We start from the raw sequence: 18,355 nt of genomic DNA on the forward strand, positions 1-18,355 counted from the left end.
GTTTTTATATCAGGACAGCGCTTACAGGTAGAACGACTTCAGCGGCGGGAAGCCATTGAATTCCACTGCGCTGTAACTGGTGGTGTAGGCACCGGTGGACAACCAATACATGCGGTCACCGATGGCCAGGTTGAGGGGCAGACCGTACTTGTAGTTTTCGTACATGATGTCGGCGCTGTCGCAGGTAGGACCGGCGATGACCACTTCTTCCATTTCGCCTTTCTTTTCGGTCCAGATCGGAAACTTGATGGCTTCGTCCATGGTTTCGATCAGGCCGGAGAACTTGCCCACATCGGTGTATACCCAACGCTCGACCGCGGTACGCGACTTGCGGGCAACCAGTACCACTTCGCTGACCAGAATACCGGCGTTGGAGATCAACGAACGGCCTGGCTCGAGAATGATTTCCGGCAGGTCATCACCGAAGTCTTCCTTCAGGAAGCGGATGATCTCTTCAGCGTAGGTTTCCAGGCTGTTGGTGCGGGTGATGTAGTTGGCCGGGAAGCCGCCACCCATGTTGATCAGCTTGAGAACGATGCCGTCTTCTTCTTTCAGACGCTCGAAGATCACTTTGACCTTGGCGATGGCAGCATCCCAGACGCTGATGTCGCGCTGCTGCGAGCCGACGTGGAACGAGATGCCGTAAGGCACCAGACCCAGATCGCGGGCAAGAATCAGCAGGTCCATGGCCATGTCGGTCTGGCAGCCGAATTTGCGCGACAGAGGCCAGTCGGCGGTGGTCGACCCTTCGGTCAGGATGCGCACATAGACTTTCGCGCCCGGTGCAGCCTTGGCAATGTTGCGCAGGTCGGCTTCGGAGTCGGTGGCGAACAGACGCACGCCCTTCTCGTAGAAGTAACGAATGTCCTTGGATTTCTTGATGGTGTTGCCGTAGCTCATGCGCTCCGGACCAACGCCGCAGCTCAGGACCTTGTCCAGCTCGTAGATCGAGGCGATGTCGAAGCTCGAACCCTTTTCCTTGAGCAGATTGATGACTTCAACGGCAGGGTTGGCCTTGACCGCGTAGTAAACCTTGGCGAATTCGAAGCCCGCACGCAGGTCGTCATATGCCTTGCTGATGATGTCAGTATCAATGACCACGAACGGGGTTTCTTGCTTGTCAGCGAACGCCTTCATTTTCTTGAAGGTTTCGGCTGAGTAGTAGTCTTCGACATTGATCGGCATGCTGCTGGAACTCCTATTGGCAAACGGTATTGGTCAATGGGTACAAATGAACGCCCTCCGTATCCCCACTTTGGTTCGCCTACTTCCCAAGGCATGTCGCCGAAAGCAAAAAGGCCCTGAAGGGCTGCCTTCCTGGCCTTGCTGTCTCGTCGTCAGTACTTGAGCCGGATGGATCGTTTCCAGCATGGACGTTCGGCGCGAACTTTAGGACCTGAGGGGCCGGATATCAACAAAAAATGTCGCGTTTTTGCACAGGGCTCTCGAGTTGCCTTCCCAAGGACCTGTTTAACCGACCTGCATGACAGGCAGATGTTCCCTTGGGCCTGGAACGACGATGAGGCAAAGGGCTGCCCCGCCTGTCAGTTCTGACAGTGGACGGATTGGCTGTCCGCGCGCCCAATAACCCCCAAGCCACCTCATCTGGAAACGATCATGGACGATAGACACGATAAAACCGCAGGCTCGGGGCCTTCCAGCCTCACGCCACGTCAAACAAGTTTTACCGTCACAGGGAGGACTTCTGCCTACCTGAACAAGATTCGGCAGATGCGCCCCAGAGGGCACAGTGACTATCAGCCGACCAGCGTCTATGTCACGAAAGGCGAGCGCCTGGAACTCAGCTACTATGAAGAATCGACAGAAAAGATTTCGGCCGTTATCGGCGTTCCCGAACTTAATACACCCATCGTTATTGATCTGAATTTCGGTTTTAACGCCATCGATGTGCCTGAGTCCGGCCTGTTGAGCTTTATCTATCAAGAAGCGGGCAAGTCTGTCCTTATGATGATAAAGGGCTCCTACAGCCATGTACCTTCGTTCATCTTGAACGAGACGACCCATGCGCAGTGGCAGTCTGAGCTGGATCAACTGACCAGTGCACCGGTCGTAATGCTTACCAGCGAGCGAGCCATTATCGTCGTCCGCTACGAAAGCGCCCGGCTCTACATCACTGACCCCGAAAAGCTGATGGCCTACTACGATGACGTTATTCGCGCTCAGGACGGCATCTCCGGGGTGATCGAATACGGAGATAATGAATGGTCCATTGATCCTAACAAGCATCTGTATATAGAGGCCGACCGGCTTTATATGTTTGCTTCGGATGGTCATATGGGATTCAACGGCGCGACTCCGCTTGCCAGCCTGCTTTCAACTAATCCTGCCACTGGTTGGGGACCGTGGCATGAAAGCGGCCATCAGCGGCAGATGGACCCCATGACATGGGGAAGGGGGTCGGGAATGACTGAAGTAACGACCAACCTGTACAGCATGGCGACCCAGGAATTCCTGTTAGGGCGTGCGACCGGGGCGGATGACGGCTACCCCGTCATGAAAGCATATCGGGCCCTTAAGGTAAGGGACTACGACAAGATTCAGAATGTCGGACATAAAATGTTAATGATCTGGCAACTGCGCCTTACGTTTGGTAACTCGTTCTACCCTCAGTTGCATCAACGCTACCGACTCATGAAAAACCCGCCGGCACTGAACAGCGACAAAACGCAACGTTTTATCGTGGAAACCTCACTGATTAGCGGACGAGACCTGTCAGAATTTTTTGACCGCTGGGGAATGTATCCAACACCAGAGACGCTGCGGCAAACCTCAGACTTGCGAGCGCTTGAAGAGCCTATCTGGGACACTGATGATAAAAAGACGTATCCGCTATTACCGCCTGTTGGGACGTACTTTCCTGAGCTGGCCCATATCCTGTCGGACCTACGGGCGGATTTCAACCAGACCACCCGCTTCTCTATCAATGAGAAATGGTTCGGGAAATTCCGCTACAACATGACCAGAAACGGACTGGTTATGGCAACGGTCAATCATGCAGTCTGTATAAATTGCAGAGTCGTCTTTGACGGCGACCGTTGCTACATCGACACCCCCATTCAGATTTTGCCGGGTGAGAAATGGGTTGTAAACGTCGTCACTAACGACCTCAGCTCAGTGGAGTACGAGGCCGCCAGCACTCAATCCTACCCTTTGCTCTTGGTCACGATAAAAAATCTGTTTACCGATGACCGTTGTGCCGAACTCAGGCCGGGGCTTACGCAGTTCGCTTTGGATGCGTATTTCTCTGAAGTCAACAGCCTTCAAACGAACGAAATCCATACTCGCTTGCTGCGTCGGGCACAGCGCATTTATTTACAGAAAATGATTGGCAGCGTCCAGATTAGCGCAGGCACTGTCAGTGTCACGTTTGCCACCGCAGGCTTCAAGAACTACACCTATGTGCTCCAAGGCACTTCGTTCGTCTACGCGACGCTTGATAAGGGCAACCCCAGCCAGTCGGTTTTACTCGATAACATCTGGGTCAAGTATGCAGGTGTAGACCCCCATGACATATATTCCATCACCGTCAGTATGGATCACTCAAACACACCCTATGTGCTTTTTTCAGGCACGTTGGCGGAAGGCAGAATAGCACTGCCGATAAGAGCGCTTTTCACGGACTACACGATGACCCGGTTAACGCCTCTGGCCGACCAGGAAACCGTTAACGCACTGTACCAGACAGTCAATGGCGATCCGATAATCAGTTTGGCCAATCGGGCGGATTACCGAGCCTTCCTGGGTACTGCGCAGCGCTTGCTGCTGGCGCCCAGTATCGCCCGTGTGGTGCGCACAACGAACAGCCTGTCGGTTCATTTTGCGGGGGAGGCGTTTAAGAAACTTGACTATAAGCTGTATGTAAACGGTGCTTACGTGTCCGAGATTACTCAGGGTTACGCCTATTATTCCAGCGTGAACAATGGCGTGTGGACGAGTTCCGGAAAATCTGACAGTGATGACCTGTGCCAGGTCATGTGCGAATACGACGGTATGGCCTACACCCTGTACGAAAGCAGTACCCCACACGGACGTAGTGAAACCGGGCCTCAAGACCCGAACGTCACTCATTGCGAGTTGGGCGGGCTGTAGCTGCCTCTATTGCCGCCAGTCACAACGACTGGCGGCAACACGGCAAATCAGAAAGCCACTTGCTCCGCAGGCGAAACAATACGGGTCTTCATGTCGCGCGAACGGCCCGACTTCGAAAAGACCGCATGTCCCCTCTGACCTCATCACCCACAAAAAAGATCGACGAAAAAAGCCCTGACTCAACTCGGGCAGGGCTTAAAGTATAACGTCCAGACGTAAAACAGCCTATCGAACGTCGTCATTCTGCATCGATGACGCTGCCACACTAACCCAGGTCGTTCTCATAATCCTTCAGGAACTCTTCCCAGCTTATTTCGTCATTGCCATCCGAATTTATCTTGGCAAGCAAGACGTCAAAATCTTCCGGAGTCAGATACTTTTCCATCGTTAAACGAAACTCTGCGACGGTTACTTTTTTATCGCCATTCGTATCGTAGCGGTAGAAGTCTTCGCGCACTCGCGCCAACTGCTTATCCGTAAGCGTGGCCATCACTCACTCCCTCACTTGAATAAAACAGCACGTAAAGCCACGAAAGTAAACGGTGCTGCGTGAAGCCACGTTAGACTCGCGACCCTCGCAACGCTACTGACAGATCTGAGAGTTGACTTACATTGTGAGGTGTGAAAGGGCAAACGCTATCTGATCAGCTTAGCCCAGGCCTTTGCAGCACCGGGCTATGCTTTTTTACATCAAGCCTGCGCGTCTGCCGCCGCCTCCGCTGGCGAGACGATACTGGTCTTCATGCCACGCGAACGGCCCGAGCTCAGATACGCCGCAATGGACTCTTGCGTCACTTCACCCAGGAACACGTTCTCGGCGTCCAGCACCGGCAGCCAGGCGCGGTTGAACTCGTACATGCGCGACAGCAGGATACGCAAGTGCTCGTCGTAAGCGGCAGTGGCGTTGAATTCACGCAGGAACTGCGCGCACGTGCCCTGCTGGCGATGCAGGTCACGACGACGCACATAGCCCATCGCCTTGTTCTCGCTATCGGTGACAACGATGTAGCGACGGTCGTTTTCGTCCATCACTTCCAGTGCGTCGGCAACCGGAGTTTCCGGGCTGACCGACGGCGCGTTGTCGGCGGCGTCTTCGGCCTTGACCAGCAGCAGGCGCTTGAGGGTGCTGTCCTGACCGACGAAGCTGCTGACGAAGTCGTCAGCCGGATGCGCGAGCAGGGTGTCCGGATGATCGATCTGCAGCAGTTTACCGCCACGGAAAATCGCGATCTTGTCGCCCAGCTTGATGGCTTCGTCGATGTCGTGGCTGACCATGATCACGGTCTTGTTCAGCGCGCGCTGCATCTCGAAGAACTCGTTCTGGATCATCTCGCGGTTGATCGGGTCGACCGCGCCGAACGGTTCATCCATCAACAGCAACGGCGCGTCGGCGGCCAGCGCACGGATCACGCCGATGCGCTGCTGCTGACCACCGGACAGTTCACGCGGGTAGCGATGCAGGTACTGCTTGGGCTCCAGCTTGATCATGCTCATCAGCTCGCGAGCACGATCATGGCAACGCTGCTTGTCCCAGCCGAGCAGCTTGGGCACGACCACGATGTTTTCTTCGATGGTCATGTTCGGGAACAGACCGATCTGCTGAATCACGTAGCCGATGTTGCGACGCAGGGTCACTTCGTCCAGGCCCGTGGTGTCTTCGCCATTGATCAGCACTTTGCCGGAGGTCGGCATGATCAGGCGGTTGATCATTTTCAGCGTGGTGCTCTTGCCGCAGCCCGACGGGCCGAGGAAGACGCAGATTTCGCCTTCGTTGACCGTGAGGCTGACCGAATCGACAGCCTTCACTTCTTTGCCGTTGCTCTGGAAAGTCTTGGAGAGGTTCTGGAGTTCGATCATTTCAGTAATCCTTTTGGAGTCAGCGTGCGTTGCAGCCATTGCAGGAGCAGGTCGGCGATGATGGCCAGAATGCTGACCAGGACCGCGCCGACGATCAGCATCGACATATCGCTGCGGCTGATTGAAGCGAGAATGAGTACACCCAGGCCACCGGCGCCGATGGTCGCGGCGATGGTCATGACACCGATATTCATCACCACGGCAGTGCGCACACCGGCGAGGATCACGGGCACGGCGATGGGCAGTTCGACCATGCGCAGACGCTGGCCGAAGGTCATGCCGATGCCTTTGGCGGCTTCGCGAATACCCGGTTCTACCCCGGTCAGCGCCAGATAGGTGTTACGCATGATCGGCAGTAGCGAGTAGAGGAACACCGCCGTAATCGCCGGCATCGGGCCAAGGCCCTGGCCGAATTTGGAATAGAACGGCAGCAGCAGGCCGAACAGAGCAATCGACGGCACGGTCAGCAGCACCGTGGCGCTGGCCTGCAACGGGCCCGCCAGCGCTGGAAAACGCGTCATCAACACGCCCAGCGGCACACCGACGACAATCGCCAGGGTCACGGCGATGCCGACCAGCGTGATGTGCTGCCAGGTCAGCTGCAGGACTTGTGCCCAGTCCAGATGGGAGAAGGCGCTCAAGAAACTCATATCGTCTCCTTCCTTAGTTCAATGGATGCTGGCGCAGAAAATCTGCGGCAACAACGGATGGGCTTTCATGGCCGACGTCGACGCGAGCGTTGAGGTCGATCATGGTCTGGTTGTCCAGCAGGTCAGCCAGCGGCTTGAGCAGCGTGGCGATGTCCGGATGCTTATCCAGATATTCCTGACGGATCACCGGCGCCGCGGTGTAGTCCGGGAAGTAGTGCTTGTCGTCTTCCAGCACTTTCAGTTTGAAAGCATTCAGACGACCGTCGGTGGTGTACACCAGACCGGCAAAAACCTGACCGTTGCGCAACGCGGTGTAGACCAGCCCGGCGTCCATCTGCCGGGTGTTTTCACGACCGAGATTCATGTCGTAGTGCTTGACCATGCCGATCAGCCCGTCGGAACGGTTGGCAAACTCGGTGTCCAGCGCTACGACATGACCCTCTTTGGCTTCGTCCTTGAGCACTTTGGTCAGGTCGGTCATGGTGTTGACCTGCGGGTACTTGTCAGCCACTTTTTGCGGCAGTGCCAGCGCGTAGGTGTTGTTGAACTTCGACGGAGAAAGCCAGACCAGGCCTTTCTTCGCATCCACTTCTTTCACCCGCGCATAGGTCTGGGCGCTGTCGAGTTTTTCATCGATATGGTTGTAGGCCACCAGCGACACACCGGTGTATTCCCACAGCAGATCCAGCTGACCGCTTTCCTGAGCGCTGCGCGCCAGGTTGCTGCCAAGACCGCCGGTAATCTGCACGTCGTAGTTCTTGGTCCGCAGGTATTGCGCAGTCAGTTCGGCAAGCATGGTCTGCTCGGTGAACACCCGTGCGCCGACACGTAACAGCGGCTTTTCCGCAGCCTGGGCCAATGCCGGAAACAGCAAGGCAAAGCCTAAAAACAAGCATATTCTTTTCATGAGGATTCCTTCGCTCAGCGAGCCAGTCCGCGTTCCAGCCAAAGACGACTGGCCAGTGTCACCAGACCATCGAGCAGCAGCGCCAGCAGAGCGGTACACGCCGCACCCAGCACCAGTTGCGGCTGGTTGTTCAAGGCAATGCCCGGGAAAATCAGGCTGCCAAGGCTGTTGGCACCGATGAGAAACGCCAGCGGCGCGGTCCCGACATTGATCGCCAGCGCGACACGCACACCGCCGATAATGATCGGTACGGCATTGGGCAACTCGACACGCCACAGCACCTGGCGCGGGGTCATGCCGATACCGACGGCAGCTTCCTTGAGTGAACCCTGGACGTTTTTCAGGCCCTCGTAGGTGTTACGCACGATAGGCAACAGAGAGGCGAGGAACAGCGCGAAGATCGCCGGCCCGCTGCCGATCCCGAGAATCCCGAGGGCAATGGCCAGAACGGCGAGAGGAGGAACGGTGTTGCCAATGTTGAATATCTGCATGAAGCGTTCGGCGCGGCCAACCATGCTTGGTCGGCTGAGGGCAATGCCTGCAGGGATGCCGACCACCAGGGCCGCCAACATCGAAACCAGAACCAGAATCAGGTGAGCCTGAAGGTAGAACAGCAGGTCATCCTGGTATTGCTTGATAGTACTGATGCCGATCCAGTGGATCAGCAGGGCCAGGAGTGCGATCGTAACCGCACCTCCCAATAGCCCCTTGCCATAGCGATTTGCCACAGGCGGACTCCTTATTTCAGTCGGCGAACGCGTTGACCTGGACGTCCGGAAAGGACGCCGGCAATAACGTTCGCGAAGAGCAGCGGGTGGGTCGCCGGTAAGGGTTTAACCTCGGCGAAAACACAAGCCATAAGCGCAGCTTCGTCAAACCAACATGCTGATGAATCAGCCCCTTGCGTTGGCTTCGTTGCGAGCCTTGACGGGGGAGTGGACGTCTCCACGACCTGAAAGGTTCCCACACGAGACATTATCTGGCCATCGTTTATTGTCTGAACGGTTCGGTTATTGCCGCGAGTTGAGCTATAATCTGCGCCCTTTTTCAATCCCATCCCAGGCGATTTCCTATGACCCAACAGGCCGCCGAAGTCGCGAAACGCCGCACTTTCGCCATTATTTCCCACCCGGATGCGGGCAAAACCACCATCACGGAAAAACTCCTGCTGATGGGCAAGGCCATTTCCGTCGCCGGTACGGTCAAGTCGCGTAAATCCGACCGTCACGCCACCTCCGACTGGATGGAAATGGAGAAACAGCGTGGTATCTCCATTACCACGTCCGTGATGCAGTTTCCGTATCGCGACCACATGATCAACCTGCTCGACACTCCGGGCCACGAAGACTTCTCCGAAGACACCTACCGCACCCTGACGGCGGTCGATTCGGCATTGATGGTCCTCGACGGCGGTAAAGGCGTCGAGCCACGCACCATCGCGCTAATGGATGTCTGCCGTCTGCGCGACACGCCTATCGTCAGCTTCATCAACAAGCTCGACCGCGATATCCGCGACCCGATCGAGCTGCTCGATGAAATCGAAGCGGTCCTCAAGATCAAGGCGGCGCCGATCACCTGGCCGATCGGTTGCTACCGGGACTTCAAGGGTGTCTATCACCTGGCCGACGACTACATCATTGTCTACACCGCAGGCCACGGCCACGAGCGCACCGAAACCAAAATCATCGAGAAGCTCGATTCGGACGAAGCCCGCGCCCACCTGGGCGATGAATACGAGCGCTTCGTCGAGCAACTGGAGCTGGTACAGGGTGCCTGCCACGAATTCAACCAGCAGGAATTCATCGACGGTCAGCTGACCCCGGTGTTCTTCGGCACCGCGCTGGGCAACTTTGGTGTCGATCATGTACTCGATGCCGTGGTGAACTGGGCGCCCAAGCCGCTGGCACGTGTGGCCAACGAGCGCACCGTCGAGCCGGCGGAAGAGAAATTCAGCGGTTTCGTGTTCAAGATCCAGGCGAACATGGACCCCAAGCACCGCGACCGCATCGCCTTCATGCGTATCTGCTCGGGCCGTTACGACAAGGGCATGAAGATGCGCCATGTGCGCCTGGGCAAGGACGTACGGATCGGCGACGCGCTGACGTTCTTCTCGTCGGAACGCGAGCAGCTGGAAGAAGCCTACGCCGGCGACATCATCGGCTTGCACAACCACGGCACCATCCAGATCGGCGATACCTTTACCGAAGGCGAAGCGCTGGGCTTCACCGGTATTCCGCACTTCGCCCCGGAACTGTTTCGTCGCGTCCGCCTGAAGGACCCGCTCAAATCCAAGCAACTGCGTCAGGGTCTGCAACAGCTGGCCGAAGAAGGCGCCACACAGGTGTTCTTCCCGCAGCGTAGCAACGACATCATCCTCGGCGCCGTCGGTGTGCTGCAGTTCGATGTGGTCGCCAGCCGCCTCAAGGAAGAATACAAGGTCGAATGCGCCTACGAGCCGATCACTGTGTGGTCAGCCCGCTGGATCGACTGCGACGACAAGAAGAAGCTCGAAGAGTTTGAAAACAAGGCGGTGGAAAACCTGGCAGTGGACGGCGGCGGTCACCTGACCTACCTCGCCCCTACCCGCGTGAACCTGGCCCTGATGGAAGAACGCTGGCCCGACGTGAAATTCCGCGCCACCCGCGAGCACCACTGACCGGCCGATGGCGTCGCTGGGTGACGCGGAGCGTCACGAACGGCATTCCCACGCTGGAGCGTGAGGAACGATAGGTCTGTAACTATCGTGCCGATGCTCCGCGTCGAGAGTGAGGAATGATAAGCGTCCGAGAGAACACCTATCGTGTCGACGCTCCGCGTCGGCATGCAGTTCTGGACGCTCTGCGTCCTGCCCCGAACTTGCGGCGCGGCGCAGATCTGTGACGCGGGGCGTCACCCACGGCATTCCCACGCTGGACCGTAAGGAACGGTGGGCGTGTCCGAAAGTACGCTCCGTATCCTCTTCTGGCTGGCATTCGCTGATCTGGATCAACCATTCAGCGCAAAATGAGAATTAATCTCAATAGAGCCTTGCTATTATCCCGATAAGAATTATTCTCATCTTACTTGCACAGGAGATGAGACATGACCTATTTGATCGATGCATGGCTGGACAGACCCCACCCTTACCTGAGAATTCTCCATCGCGAGACAGGGGAAGTGTGTGCCGTACTGGAAGAGGAAGCGCTGGAGGAGTTACGCGATCAGGGCGATCTGGATGTGTGCAGCTTGAGTTCCAGCGAGCCATTGGTGCTCAAGGAGCTGGTGAGAAACCTGTTTCTGTTCTGCTACGCGCGGGCGTTGCGCCCCATGGGTGAGTTGCACTGAGCATGAAGCATCAGCACAACTGCGTCGCTGAACGAATCGGCGCGATTCGCTCAGCGACCATCTGCATCGACCGCGTCGCTTACAGAACGTCCAGCAGTTCCACGTCAAACACCAGCACGCTGTGCGGTGCGATGCTGCCTACGCCCTGAGCGCCGTAAGCCAGTTCGCTCGGCACGTGCAGACGCCATTTGCTGCCGGCGTTCATCAGTTGCAGCGCCTCGGTCCAGCCGGCAATCACGCCGCTGACCGGAAATTCGGCCGGCTCGCCACGATCGTAGGAGCTGTCGAAGACGTTACCGTCGATCAACGTGCCGTGGTAGTGAACGCGTACCTGGTCTTCACGGGTTGGCTTGGCGCCAGTACCAGCGGTCACGACTTCGAATTGCAGACCCGAAGCCAGCGTGGTCACGCCTTCGCGCTTGGCGTTTTCAGCCAGGTAGGCCTTGCCGGCGCCCGCAGCCTGCTCAGCCTTGGCGGCTGCTTCAGCCTGCATGATTTCGCGGATGACCTTGAAGCTGGCGGACATTTCTTCCTGACCGACACGGCTTGGCTGACCGCCAAACGCATCGCGCAGGCCTGCCACGATGGCTTCCAGATCGACGCCCGGTGGCGGGTTGTCGCGCAACTGATCGCCCAACTGACGGCCAATGCCGTAGCTGACGCGGGTTTCGTCGGTGGACAGATTGACTTCGGACATGACACTGCTCCGCATGGGGGCATACAGTCAGTGAGCGGTTGAGGCCTGATGGCCATCACTTCGACACTCGCTGATACACCCCGGACAAAAGGCCGAGCAGCCTAGCACAACAGACCGGAAACGTCCTACAGCAGCGGTGGCTAACTTCTGACGATCAGGACCATGAAGAATGAAACGAGATCGGCAGGCGCATTTCGGAACGGTCATTGACCGGCATGCCGCACAGCTCATCATGGACAACGCAATGGACCAGGTAAAAAGGCACCACCGGTATGTCCTTGAGCAGCTCCCGGGCATGCTCTACCGAGCGAAGATGCAGGGTCTTGCCCGCCGGGTCCTTGAGCATCACCGAAGTGCCATTCATGCGCACATCCAGCAGATAGATGCCGCCTTCGATGGAGATCAGGTTCAGCTCATCGACCCGCCCGGCCTGGGCGTGGTCGGTAAATTCCTGATAATTCATGATCGAACCTCCTGCGCAAATGCCTGATGCATCGGAACGGACGTTTTACAACACACAGCGCCGACATGCCAGAAACGATAACGCCCGCCCCTGTCATTCCATGTTGTTTCAGTGCTTGGTGACCTTGTCCAGATAGCCCATCGCAAACGCCGATATCACGAACGTCATGTGGATAATCACGTACCACATCAGGTATTCGGGCTTGATGTTGGTGGCGTCCATGAACACCCGCAACAGGTGGATGGAAGAAATCGCGACAATCGATGCTGCGACTTTCATCTTCAATGAAGACGAATCCATGGTGCCCAGCCAGTTGAGCTTTTCCTTGTCATCGTCGATGTCCAGTTGCGACACGAAGTTCTCGTAGCCGGAGATCATCACCATCACCAGCAAGCCACCGACCAGCGCCATGTCGATCAGCGACAACAACACCAGAATCAGGTCAGCTTCGGCCAGCGAGAAGATGTTGGGAATGACGTGAAAGATTTCCTGGAAAAACTTCAGACACAACGCCAACAGACCAAGGGAGAGGCCGAAATAGATCGGCGCCAGCAGCCAGCGCGATGCGTACATGGCATTTTCAAAAAAACGTTCCATTGATACTCGCAAGGTGTTTTAAAAGAGCGGGCGAGTATATCAGCGGTAATGCGCCGCTCTGAGCGTGCGACAAAATATCGCACAGCGGCAGTTAGCGCACTTGAGGAAACGGGTTGAAGGCTAGAACAGCGACGAACTCTGACAGACAGTCCTGTCGCTATCGATACGGCGCAATTCAGCCTGTATGTGCAGCGTCCAGATAGGCACGTCATCGGCACATTGATAACCATGCAACGACAGGCTTTCAATAACGCTGGTGAGCACCGTTTGCGCTGCGGGCAAGCCTTTGAAAGGCCCCTGGGACTTGATTGCGGAAGGCTGTTCTTCGGCCATACCGGCGGCGAAGAACACCATCCACTGTCCGTTGTCATGAGGAAGAGGCCGGATGACACACTCGATGCGGGTCATCAGCCCCATGCATTCTCGGGTAAGGCAAAGGCTACGCGGCATGATGCGCTCCTGTTCAGCAACAGTATTCATCCGTCCCATGAAGCAGAATGCACGCCAATCTCTTTGGCCACTGCGATCACCTCAAGACTAGAAGAAAACCACCCGGCGAGAAACCATCTCTGATGAACGGAGCACCGGACGGTTTGGCACCGCCCGGTTCCTGCGCATTCAGACCTTGAGTTCAGGCTGCAACTGCGCAGGCTCCTTTTCCAGCTCTTCCTTGAGGTCTTCGTCGCTGAGCATCTCTGCGATATCGCGCAGACGCTCCACGACACGCGCATTGACGCTGCCCTCAGGGAATTCGCCATGCTCGTCGGGCGCACCGGCAGGTTCGCCCACCAGCAGGCTCAGCGCCTCATCGGCCTGACGTACTGCGTAGATGTGGAATTGCCCGGCACGAACAGCCTGTACCACACGCTCATCCAGCATCAGCGTGGTGACGTTGGCGTGCGGAATGATCGCACCCTGCTCACCGGTCAGCCCACGTGCTTCGCAGAGGCGGAAGAAGCCCTCGATCTTTTCATTGACCCCGCCCACCGCCTGAACTTCGCCAAACTGGTTGATCGAGCCGGTAATCGCGAAGCACTGCTTGAGTGGCGTGCGTGACAGCGCCGAGATCAGCGTGCAGACCTCGCCCAGCGACGCACTGTCGCCATCTACGTAACCGTAGGACTGCTCAAGGGCGATACTCGCGGAAATCGCCAGCGGGAATTCCTGGGCATAACGGCTGCCGAGGTAGCCGGTGAGGATCATCACGCCCTTGGAGTGGATCGGCTGGCCAAGGTTGACCTCGCGCTCGATGTCGACGATCCCGCTGCCGCCCGGGTAAACCGTGGCGGAAATCCGCGCGGGCACGCCGAAGGCCGAGTCACCAACCTCCAGCACCGTCAGGCCGTTGCACTTGCCGACTGCCGCGCCGTCAGTGTCGATCAGGATCACGCCAGCCATCATGTCATCGAGAATCCGCGCCGAAACTCGCCCGGTACGGGTGGCCTTGGCCTTGAGCGCACGCTCGATATGCCCGGCGTCGGTCTTGTCGTCGTTGGCCAGCTGACGGATGAAATCGGCCTCGCTGACCAACTGGAACAGGTCGCCGATACGCGCCGACAAACGCCCCTGATGCTCGGCCAAGCGGGCGCTGTAAGTCGCCAGTCGTGCCACTGCGTCAGCGGTCAGAGGTGCCATGCCCTCCTCCGAGGTCCGGGTCTTGAGCAACTGAGCGAACTGCTCGAGCGTTTCATCGACCATCGGAATCTCTTCATCGAAGTCGACCAGCACCCGGAACATCTCCTGGAAGTCAGGATCGAGGTCTTGCAGGGTGTAGTACAGCGAACGCGAACCGATGATGATGATTTTGACGTTCCACGGAATCACTTGCGGCGTCAGGCTCACGGTGGCAACACGGCCGAGCTCGCCCAGCGGCGACTCCATCTTCAGCTTGCGCGATTGCAGGGTACGCTTGAGCGCATCCCAGACGAACGGCTCGCCGAGCATCTTCTCGGCTTCCAGGATCAGGAAACCGCCGTTGGCGCGATGCAGCGCGCCAGGGCGCAGTTGCCGGTAGGTGGTGTACAGCGCGCCCTGATCGGTGCTGTATTCGATGCGCCCGAACAGGTTGTCATAGGTCGGGTGTTGTTCGAAAACCACCGGCGCACCGCCATCACGGGTATTCCCGACCACCAGACTCGGGCTGTACTGCTCTTCCAGCAGCTTGCGCGCCTGGGCATCGGTCTTGGCATCATCGACCAACTGCTCGACCAGCGTCTTGAGCAGGTACACCTGCATGGCCTGCAGGTAGGCGCAGACCGCAGCGTTCTCGGCGTACTTTTCCGAGAGCGGTGCCAGCAAGGGTTGCAGGGTCAGGGTGATGGTTTCTTCATTCAACTGACGCAGCTGATTGTTGGACTCGCGCTTCCACTGCGGCAGGCTGGCCAGCTCTTCGTTGAGACGCTCCTCGAGCGCGGAGATATCTTCGTGAAAACGCTCGCGATCCGCTTCGGGCAGCTGCGAAAACTCGGCCTCGTCCAGCGCCTTGCCGTCGGCCATCGGCGTGAACGCGATGTTGGAGCTGTCGCGATACAGCGCGATGTCTTTCTCCAGCGACAGGCGCTCGATGACATCAAGAGCACGGTCGTAGCGCTGATTGAACGCACGGTCGATCGAGCTTTTCTTCTGCTGGTACGAGGGGTGCTCGAAAACCGCCGGGAAGGTCACCAGCAGGTTGTCGATCAGACCGCCGATGTCGGCGGTGAACTCATGAGCAGTACCTGGTGGCAGCTCCAGCGCCTTGGGTTCGCGGGGCTCGTCGAAGTTGTTGACGTAGACCCAGTCCGACGGCGTCTGCATCCGCTTGCCTTCGGCCTTGAGGTAGCGTTTGACGAACGAAAAGCGCCCGGTGCCGGGCTCGCCCATGACAAACACGTTGTAACCGGGGCGCGGCATGGCAACGCCGAACTGCAGGGCCTCTACGGCTCTCTCCTGGCCAAGGACACCGCGAAAGGGTTCGAGCTCGTGGGTGGTCGCAAAGCTGAACTGCTCAGCGGAAAACGGACGGGTCAGCGCGTTGGGCGCGAGGCGTAGGTTGGCTGCGACAGAATCGGGCATCAGTAATCCTTACATCAGGCGGGGCAGATGTCGGCATTCTGGCGCTCGCTGTACACGACTTGCAAGGCAGGAAAGAGTCGAAAAGCATTTGCGTGTCTGCCGCCAGGAGCGGCGTCCTGAAAAAAGCCGTTTTCAGGTAATAATCTGTAATCACTCACGGAACCCTTGGAACGTGCCTAAACTCCAAACTGAACAGGTGGTTGCTGGCTGGCCATCTGTCTTGATGTAACGACTCAAGAAACTCGACCCTTGGCTGAACTAAAAAGAGAAAAAGCTATGAAACGGATTCTTCTTGGAACGCTCTTCGCCGCTGTATCGATCAACGCTATGGCTCAAGCACCAGGCGGCCCTGACTGCGGTTGGGGCAACATGCTGTTTGAAGGTCAACGCGGTACTCCAGCTCACTTCCTGGCTTCGACCACCAACGGTACTTCGGGTAACGCCACCTTCGGCATGACCTCCGGCACCAACGGCTGCTCCACCAACGGCGCACTGACCTATGGCGGTAAATCCTGGCTTGCCATGAACGGCATGATGGATGAACTCTCCAAGGACATGGCCATGGGTCAGGGCGAAGCACTGACGACCTACGCTGTGGTACTGGGCGTTGCACCAGAAGACCGCGAGCACTTCGCCGCCGTCACCCACGAGCACTTCTCGCAAATCTTCAGCAAGGCCGACGCCACTGCCGAAGACGTCCACACCAACACTGTGAATGTTCTGAAAAACGATCCGACTCTGGCCAAGTACGCTACCCAGGCTTAAAGTCGCTCGCCCGCCCTTTCTTCGCAAAGGGCGGGATCCCCTTTTCTGATTAGTTGCCCTCTATGCTCAAACGTCTTGTATCGCTGGCGCTGTTCGTCTGTGCCCCTTTATCTGCGGCACCTCATGCCAGCGCTGACCGTTTGCAGCAACTGGCCAATGAGCCGTTCTGGATTTCCCTGGGTCACTACGAGGCCGGCAAGCTCGGTGGCTGGCGCAGCTACGTCACAGACCCCAAATTCTTTCTCGCCGCCGACGGTGCGCATGACCCGAAGGCAGAGCTGAGCGCCACGCTGGAGGCGATTTACGCCCCCGTGACCAACGAGCAGACCCACGCCCAGTGCGTATACCCGGCACGTACCCGCTGGCTGCGCGACCAGTTGCACCTGACTGACCTGCCAACCCCGGACTGCAAGGAATTCAAAGCCTGGTACAAGGATGTGGCGCCGGACAGCACGGTGCTGATTTTCCCGGCCGCCTACCTCAACAGTCCCTCGTCGATGTTTGGCCATACGTTGCTGCGCATCGACCCGGCCAGCGCGAAAACCAACAACACCACACTCTTGAGCTATGCGATCAACTTCGGTGCCTACATCGAAGGCATGGACAACAGCATTCTGTACGCGTGGAAAGGTCTGGCAGGCGGCTACCCGGGGTTGTTTGCGCTGGTGCCGTATCAGGAAAAACTGTCGGAATACCGCAGCCTGGAAAACCGCGACCTGTGGGAATACCGGCTGAACCTGACTGCGGAAGAAACCGGGCGCATGGTCGAGCACGTCTGGGAGCTGAAACAGATCCGCTTCAGTTATTTCTTCTTCGACGAAAACTGCTCCTACCGGCTGCTGGAATTGCTGCAGGTCGCCCGCCCGGGCCTGAAGCTTACCGATCAGTTCGGCCTGACCGCGATCCCGACCGATACGGTCAAGGCGATCAAGGCCGCCGGGCTGGTGGAGAAGATAGATTATCGCCCGTCACGCGAACGCGAGTTGCTGAGCCGCGCCGAACCGCTCGATGCAGACGAGCAACAGTGGGTATTGAAGGTCAGCGCCGATCAGAAACAGCTGCACAACAGCGAGTACCTCGCGCAGCCCAAAGAACGCCGCGCGTTGATTCAGGACGCCGCCTACCGTCTGGAACGCTACCGCGCCAACGGTCTTGAGCGCGACACGCAGCGCTCGCAACGCAGCTTCGAGCTGTTGCAGGCGATCAATCAGAACCCGCCGCCACAACTGGACATCCCGCGCCCCGGCCTGCCGGAAGAAGGCCATGAATCACGTACCTGGCAGCTGGGAGCGGGCACCCGCGGTGACAAGGCGTTTGCCGAATATGGCCTGCGCATGGCCTACCACGACCTGAACGACAACGCCTATGGCTTCCCGCTGGGTGCGCAGATCGAGATCCTTCAGCTCAAGGTGCGCCAATATGAAGGCAACGACTGGCAGGTGCAGCAACTGGACCTGGCGACCATTCGCTCGCTGACTCCGCGTACCGAGCTGCTGAAACCCTGGTCATGGCAAGTTACCGGCGGCCTGGAGCGGGTTCTCGGCAAGCATGGCGACGAGAACCTCGTCAGCCATGTCAACGGTGGTGGCGGCGGCACCTGGAAACTGACCGACGACATGCTCGGCTTTGCACTGGGCACGGTGCGGGTCGAGCACAACAACGATTTCGCCGAATTCATCTCACCCGCTGCGGGCTTTAACACTGGCCTGCTGTGGCGCAACCCGCTGGGCAACCTGAGCCTGGAAGCCAAGGGCGACTATTTCACCAATGGCGAAGTGCGCCGCAGCGTCAGCCTCAATCAGCAATGGGAGCTGTCCCGCAACCTCGGCCTGCGCCTGAGCGCCCAGCGCGAATTCAGCCAGATGAGCTCGCCGCAGAATGAAGTGATGCTTGAGGTGAAGTGGTATCACTACTGATCGGGTCGGTGGAAA

At 57.7% G+C, this 18,355-nt stretch carries 16 protein-coding genes; 5 read left to right on the plus strand and 11 right to left on the minus strand.

Going from position 1 to position 18,355, the window contains the following annotated elements; translation table 11 throughout:
- Positions 1 to 21: 21 nt before the first annotated feature.
- Positions 22 to 1,185: a type III PLP-dependent enzyme gene (locus AC54XV_RS22360; RefSeq protein ID WP_003368674.1), complete on the minus strand. Its 1,164-nt coding sequence runs from the start codon at positions 1,183 to 1,185 to the stop codon at positions 22 to 24.
- A 432-nt stretch (positions 1,186 to 1,617) separates the two neighbouring features.
- On the opposite strand from AC54XV_RS22360, the gene AC54XV_RS22365 reads away from it, so the two are divergent.
- The gene (locus AC54XV_RS22365) at positions 1,618 to 4,110 is read left to right on the plus strand and encodes a M60 family metallopeptidase (protein WP_103754311.1); all 2,493 of its coding nucleotides are present in this window, start codon (positions 1,618 to 1,620) and stop codon (positions 4,108 to 4,110) included.
- A gap of 265 nt (positions 4,111 to 4,375) precedes the next feature.
- Here the strand turns inward: AC54XV_RS22365 and AC54XV_RS22370 are convergent, their stop codons facing one another.
- The 5 genes from AC54XV_RS22370 to AC54XV_RS22390 all read right to left on the minus strand — a co-directional run bounded on the left by AC54XV_RS22370 (position 4,376) and on the right by AC54XV_RS22390 (position 8,252).
- Positions 4,376 to 4,600 (minus strand): EF-hand domain-containing protein, encoded by a 225-nt coding sequence (locus tag AC54XV_RS22370; protein WP_054092375.1) that lies wholly within the window; start codon positions 4,598 to 4,600, stop codon positions 4,376 to 4,378.
- Positions 4,601 to 4,800: 200 nt separating this feature from the next.
- Positions 4,801 to 5,967 (minus strand): osmoprotectant ABC transporter ATP-binding protein OsmV, encoded by a 1,167-nt coding sequence (locus AC54XV_RS22375; RefSeq protein WP_011268919.1) that lies wholly within the window; start codon positions 5,965 to 5,967, stop codon positions 4,801 to 4,803.
- Positions 5,964 to 6,617 carry an ABC transporter permease gene (locus AC54XV_RS22380; RefSeq protein WP_003400010.1) on the minus strand — a complete coding sequence of 218 codons (654 nt, stop codon included), beginning with the start codon at positions 6,615 to 6,617 and terminating at the stop codon, positions 5,964 to 5,966. The genes AC54XV_RS22375 and AC54XV_RS22380 overlap by 4 nt, the downstream gene beginning before the upstream one ends.
- A gap of 13 nt (positions 6,618 to 6,630) precedes the next feature.
- A complete protein-coding gene (locus tag AC54XV_RS22385; RefSeq protein WP_011268920.1) occupies positions 6,631 to 7,524 on the minus strand; it encodes a glycine betaine ABC transporter substrate-binding protein in 894 nt (297 codons plus the stop codon).
- Between the two features lie 14 nt (positions 7,525 to 7,538).
- Positions 7,539 to 8,252: an ABC transporter permease gene (locus AC54XV_RS22390; RefSeq protein ID WP_003400006.1), complete on the minus strand. Its 714-nt coding sequence runs from the start codon at positions 8,250 to 8,252 to the stop codon at positions 7,539 to 7,541.
- Between the two features lie 344 nt (positions 8,253 to 8,596).
- On the opposite strand from AC54XV_RS22390, the gene AC54XV_RS22395 reads away from it, so the two are divergent.
- Together AC54XV_RS22395 and AC54XV_RS22400 are read left to right on the plus strand one after the other, a co-directional pair.
- Positions 8,597 to 10,180 (plus strand): peptide chain release factor 3, encoded by a 1,584-nt coding sequence (locus AC54XV_RS22395; protein WP_003396266.1) that lies wholly within the window; start codon positions 8,597 to 8,599, stop codon positions 10,178 to 10,180.
- A gap of 425 nt (positions 10,181 to 10,605) precedes the next feature.
- Positions 10,606 to 10,848 carry a PA4570 family protein gene (locus tag AC54XV_RS22400; protein WP_002555214.1) on the plus strand — a complete coding sequence of 81 codons (243 nt, stop codon included), beginning with the start codon at positions 10,606 to 10,608 and terminating at the stop codon, positions 10,846 to 10,848.
- Between the two features lie 79 nt (positions 10,849 to 10,927).
- Here the strand turns inward: AC54XV_RS22400 and bamJ are convergent, their stop codons facing one another.
- The 5 genes from bamJ to AC54XV_RS22425 form a co-directional block, all read right to left on the minus strand.
- Positions 10,928 to 11,545, minus strand: a complete 618-nt coding sequence (bamJ, locus tag AC54XV_RS22405) for a BamJ family beta-barrel-assembly machinery protein (RefSeq protein WP_003419060.1) — start codon at positions 11,543 to 11,545, stop codon at positions 10,928 to 10,930.
- A gap of 154 nt (positions 11,546 to 11,699) precedes the next feature.
- The gene (locus AC54XV_RS22410) at positions 11,700 to 12,008 is read right to left on the minus strand and encodes a DUF6482 family protein (protein WP_003400001.1); all 309 of its coding nucleotides are present in this window, start codon (positions 12,006 to 12,008) and stop codon (positions 11,700 to 11,702) included.
- A gap of 108 nt (positions 12,009 to 12,116) precedes the next feature.
- Positions 12,117 to 12,605: a TIGR00645 family protein gene (locus AC54XV_RS22415; RefSeq protein ID WP_103377879.1), complete on the minus strand. Its 489-nt coding sequence runs from the start codon at positions 12,603 to 12,605 to the stop codon at positions 12,117 to 12,119.
- 120 nt (positions 12,606 to 12,725) lie between these two features.
- Positions 12,726 to 13,055, minus strand: coding sequence for a PA4575 family protein (locus AC54XV_RS22420; protein ID WP_032607618.1), 330 nt, complete (start codon positions 13,053 to 13,055; stop codon positions 12,726 to 12,728).
- 168 nt (positions 13,056 to 13,223) lie between these two features.
- Entirely contained in the window at positions 13,224 to 15,659 is a 2,436-nt protein-coding gene (locus tag AC54XV_RS22425; protein WP_011268923.1) for a Lon protease family protein, read from the minus strand.
- A gap of 276 nt (positions 15,660 to 15,935) precedes the next feature.
- Between AC54XV_RS22425 and AC54XV_RS22430 the strand changes: the two genes are divergently transcribed.
- Both AC54XV_RS22430 and AC54XV_RS22435 read left to right on the plus strand, forming a co-directional pair.
- On the plus strand, positions 15,936 to 16,424 hold the full coding sequence (locus AC54XV_RS22430; protein ID WP_002555221.1) for a DUF3015 domain-containing protein: 489 nt from the start codon (positions 15,936 to 15,938) through the stop codon (positions 16,422 to 16,424).
- Between the two features lie 62 nt (positions 16,425 to 16,486).
- The gene (locus AC54XV_RS22435) at positions 16,487 to 18,340 is read left to right on the plus strand and encodes an Lnb N-terminal periplasmic domain-containing protein (RefSeq protein ID WP_003399991.1); all 1,854 of its coding nucleotides are present in this window, start codon (positions 16,487 to 16,489) and stop codon (positions 18,338 to 18,340) included.
- Positions 18,341 to 18,355: the final 15 nt, after the last annotated feature.

The organism is Pseudomonas fragariae (ex Marin et al. 2024) (assembly GCF_059621105.1).

Excerpts from the sequence above, each read along its gene's own strand:
- AC54XV_RS22375 (WP_011268919.1), bottom strand. The coding sequence starts at position 5,967 with ATGATCGAACTCCAGAACCTCTCCAAGACTTTCCAGAGCAACGGCAAA.
- AC54XV_RS22385 (WP_011268920.1), bottom strand. The coding sequence starts at position 7,524 with ATGAAAAGAATATGCTTGTTTTTAGGCTTTGCCTTGCTGTTTCCGGCA.
- AC54XV_RS22410 (WP_003400001.1), bottom strand. The coding sequence starts at position 12,008 with ATGAATTATCAGGAATTTACCGACCACGCCCAGGCCGGGCGGGTCGAT.
- AC54XV_RS22370 (WP_054092375.1), bottom strand. The coding sequence starts at position 4,600 with ATGGCCACGCTTACGGATAAGCAGTTGGCGCGAGTGCGCGAAGACTTC.
- AC54XV_RS22425 (WP_011268923.1), bottom strand. The coding sequence starts at position 15,659 with ATGCCCGATTCTGTCGCAGCCAACCTACGCCTCGCGCCCAACGCGCTG.
- AC54XV_RS22360 (WP_003368674.1), bottom strand. The coding sequence starts at position 1,185 with ATGCCGATCAATGTCGAAGACTACTACTCAGCCGAAACCTTCAAGAAA.
- AC54XV_RS22430 (WP_002555221.1), top strand. The coding sequence starts at position 15,936 with ATGAAACGGATTCTTCTTGGAACGCTCTTCGCCGCTGTATCGATCAAC.
- AC54XV_RS22415 (WP_103377879.1), bottom strand. The coding sequence starts at position 12,605 with ATGGAACGTTTTTTTGAAAATGCCATGTACGCATCGCGCTGGCTGCTG.
- AC54XV_RS22365 (WP_103754311.1), top strand. The coding sequence starts at position 1,618 with ATGGACGATAGACACGATAAAACCGCAGGCTCGGGGCCTTCCAGCCTC.
- AC54XV_RS22395 (WP_003396266.1), top strand. The coding sequence starts at position 8,597 with ATGACCCAACAGGCCGCCGAAGTCGCGAAACGCCGCACTTTCGCCATT.
- AC54XV_RS22380 (WP_003400010.1), bottom strand. The coding sequence starts at position 6,617 with ATGAGTTTCTTGAGCGCCTTCTCCCATCTGGACTGGGCACAAGTCCTG.
- AC54XV_RS22400 (WP_002555214.1), top strand. The coding sequence starts at position 10,606 with ATGACCTATTTGATCGATGCATGGCTGGACAGACCCCACCCTTACCTG.
- AC54XV_RS22435 (WP_003399991.1), top strand. The coding sequence starts at position 16,487 with ATGCTCAAACGTCTTGTATCGCTGGCGCTGTTCGTCTGTGCCCCTTTA.
- bamJ (WP_003419060.1), bottom strand. The coding sequence starts at position 11,545 with ATGTCCGAAGTCAATCTGTCCACCGACGAAACCCGCGTCAGCTACGGC.
- AC54XV_RS22420 (WP_032607618.1), bottom strand. The coding sequence starts at position 13,055 with ATGCCGCGTAGCCTTTGCCTTACCCGAGAATGCATGGGGCTGATGACC.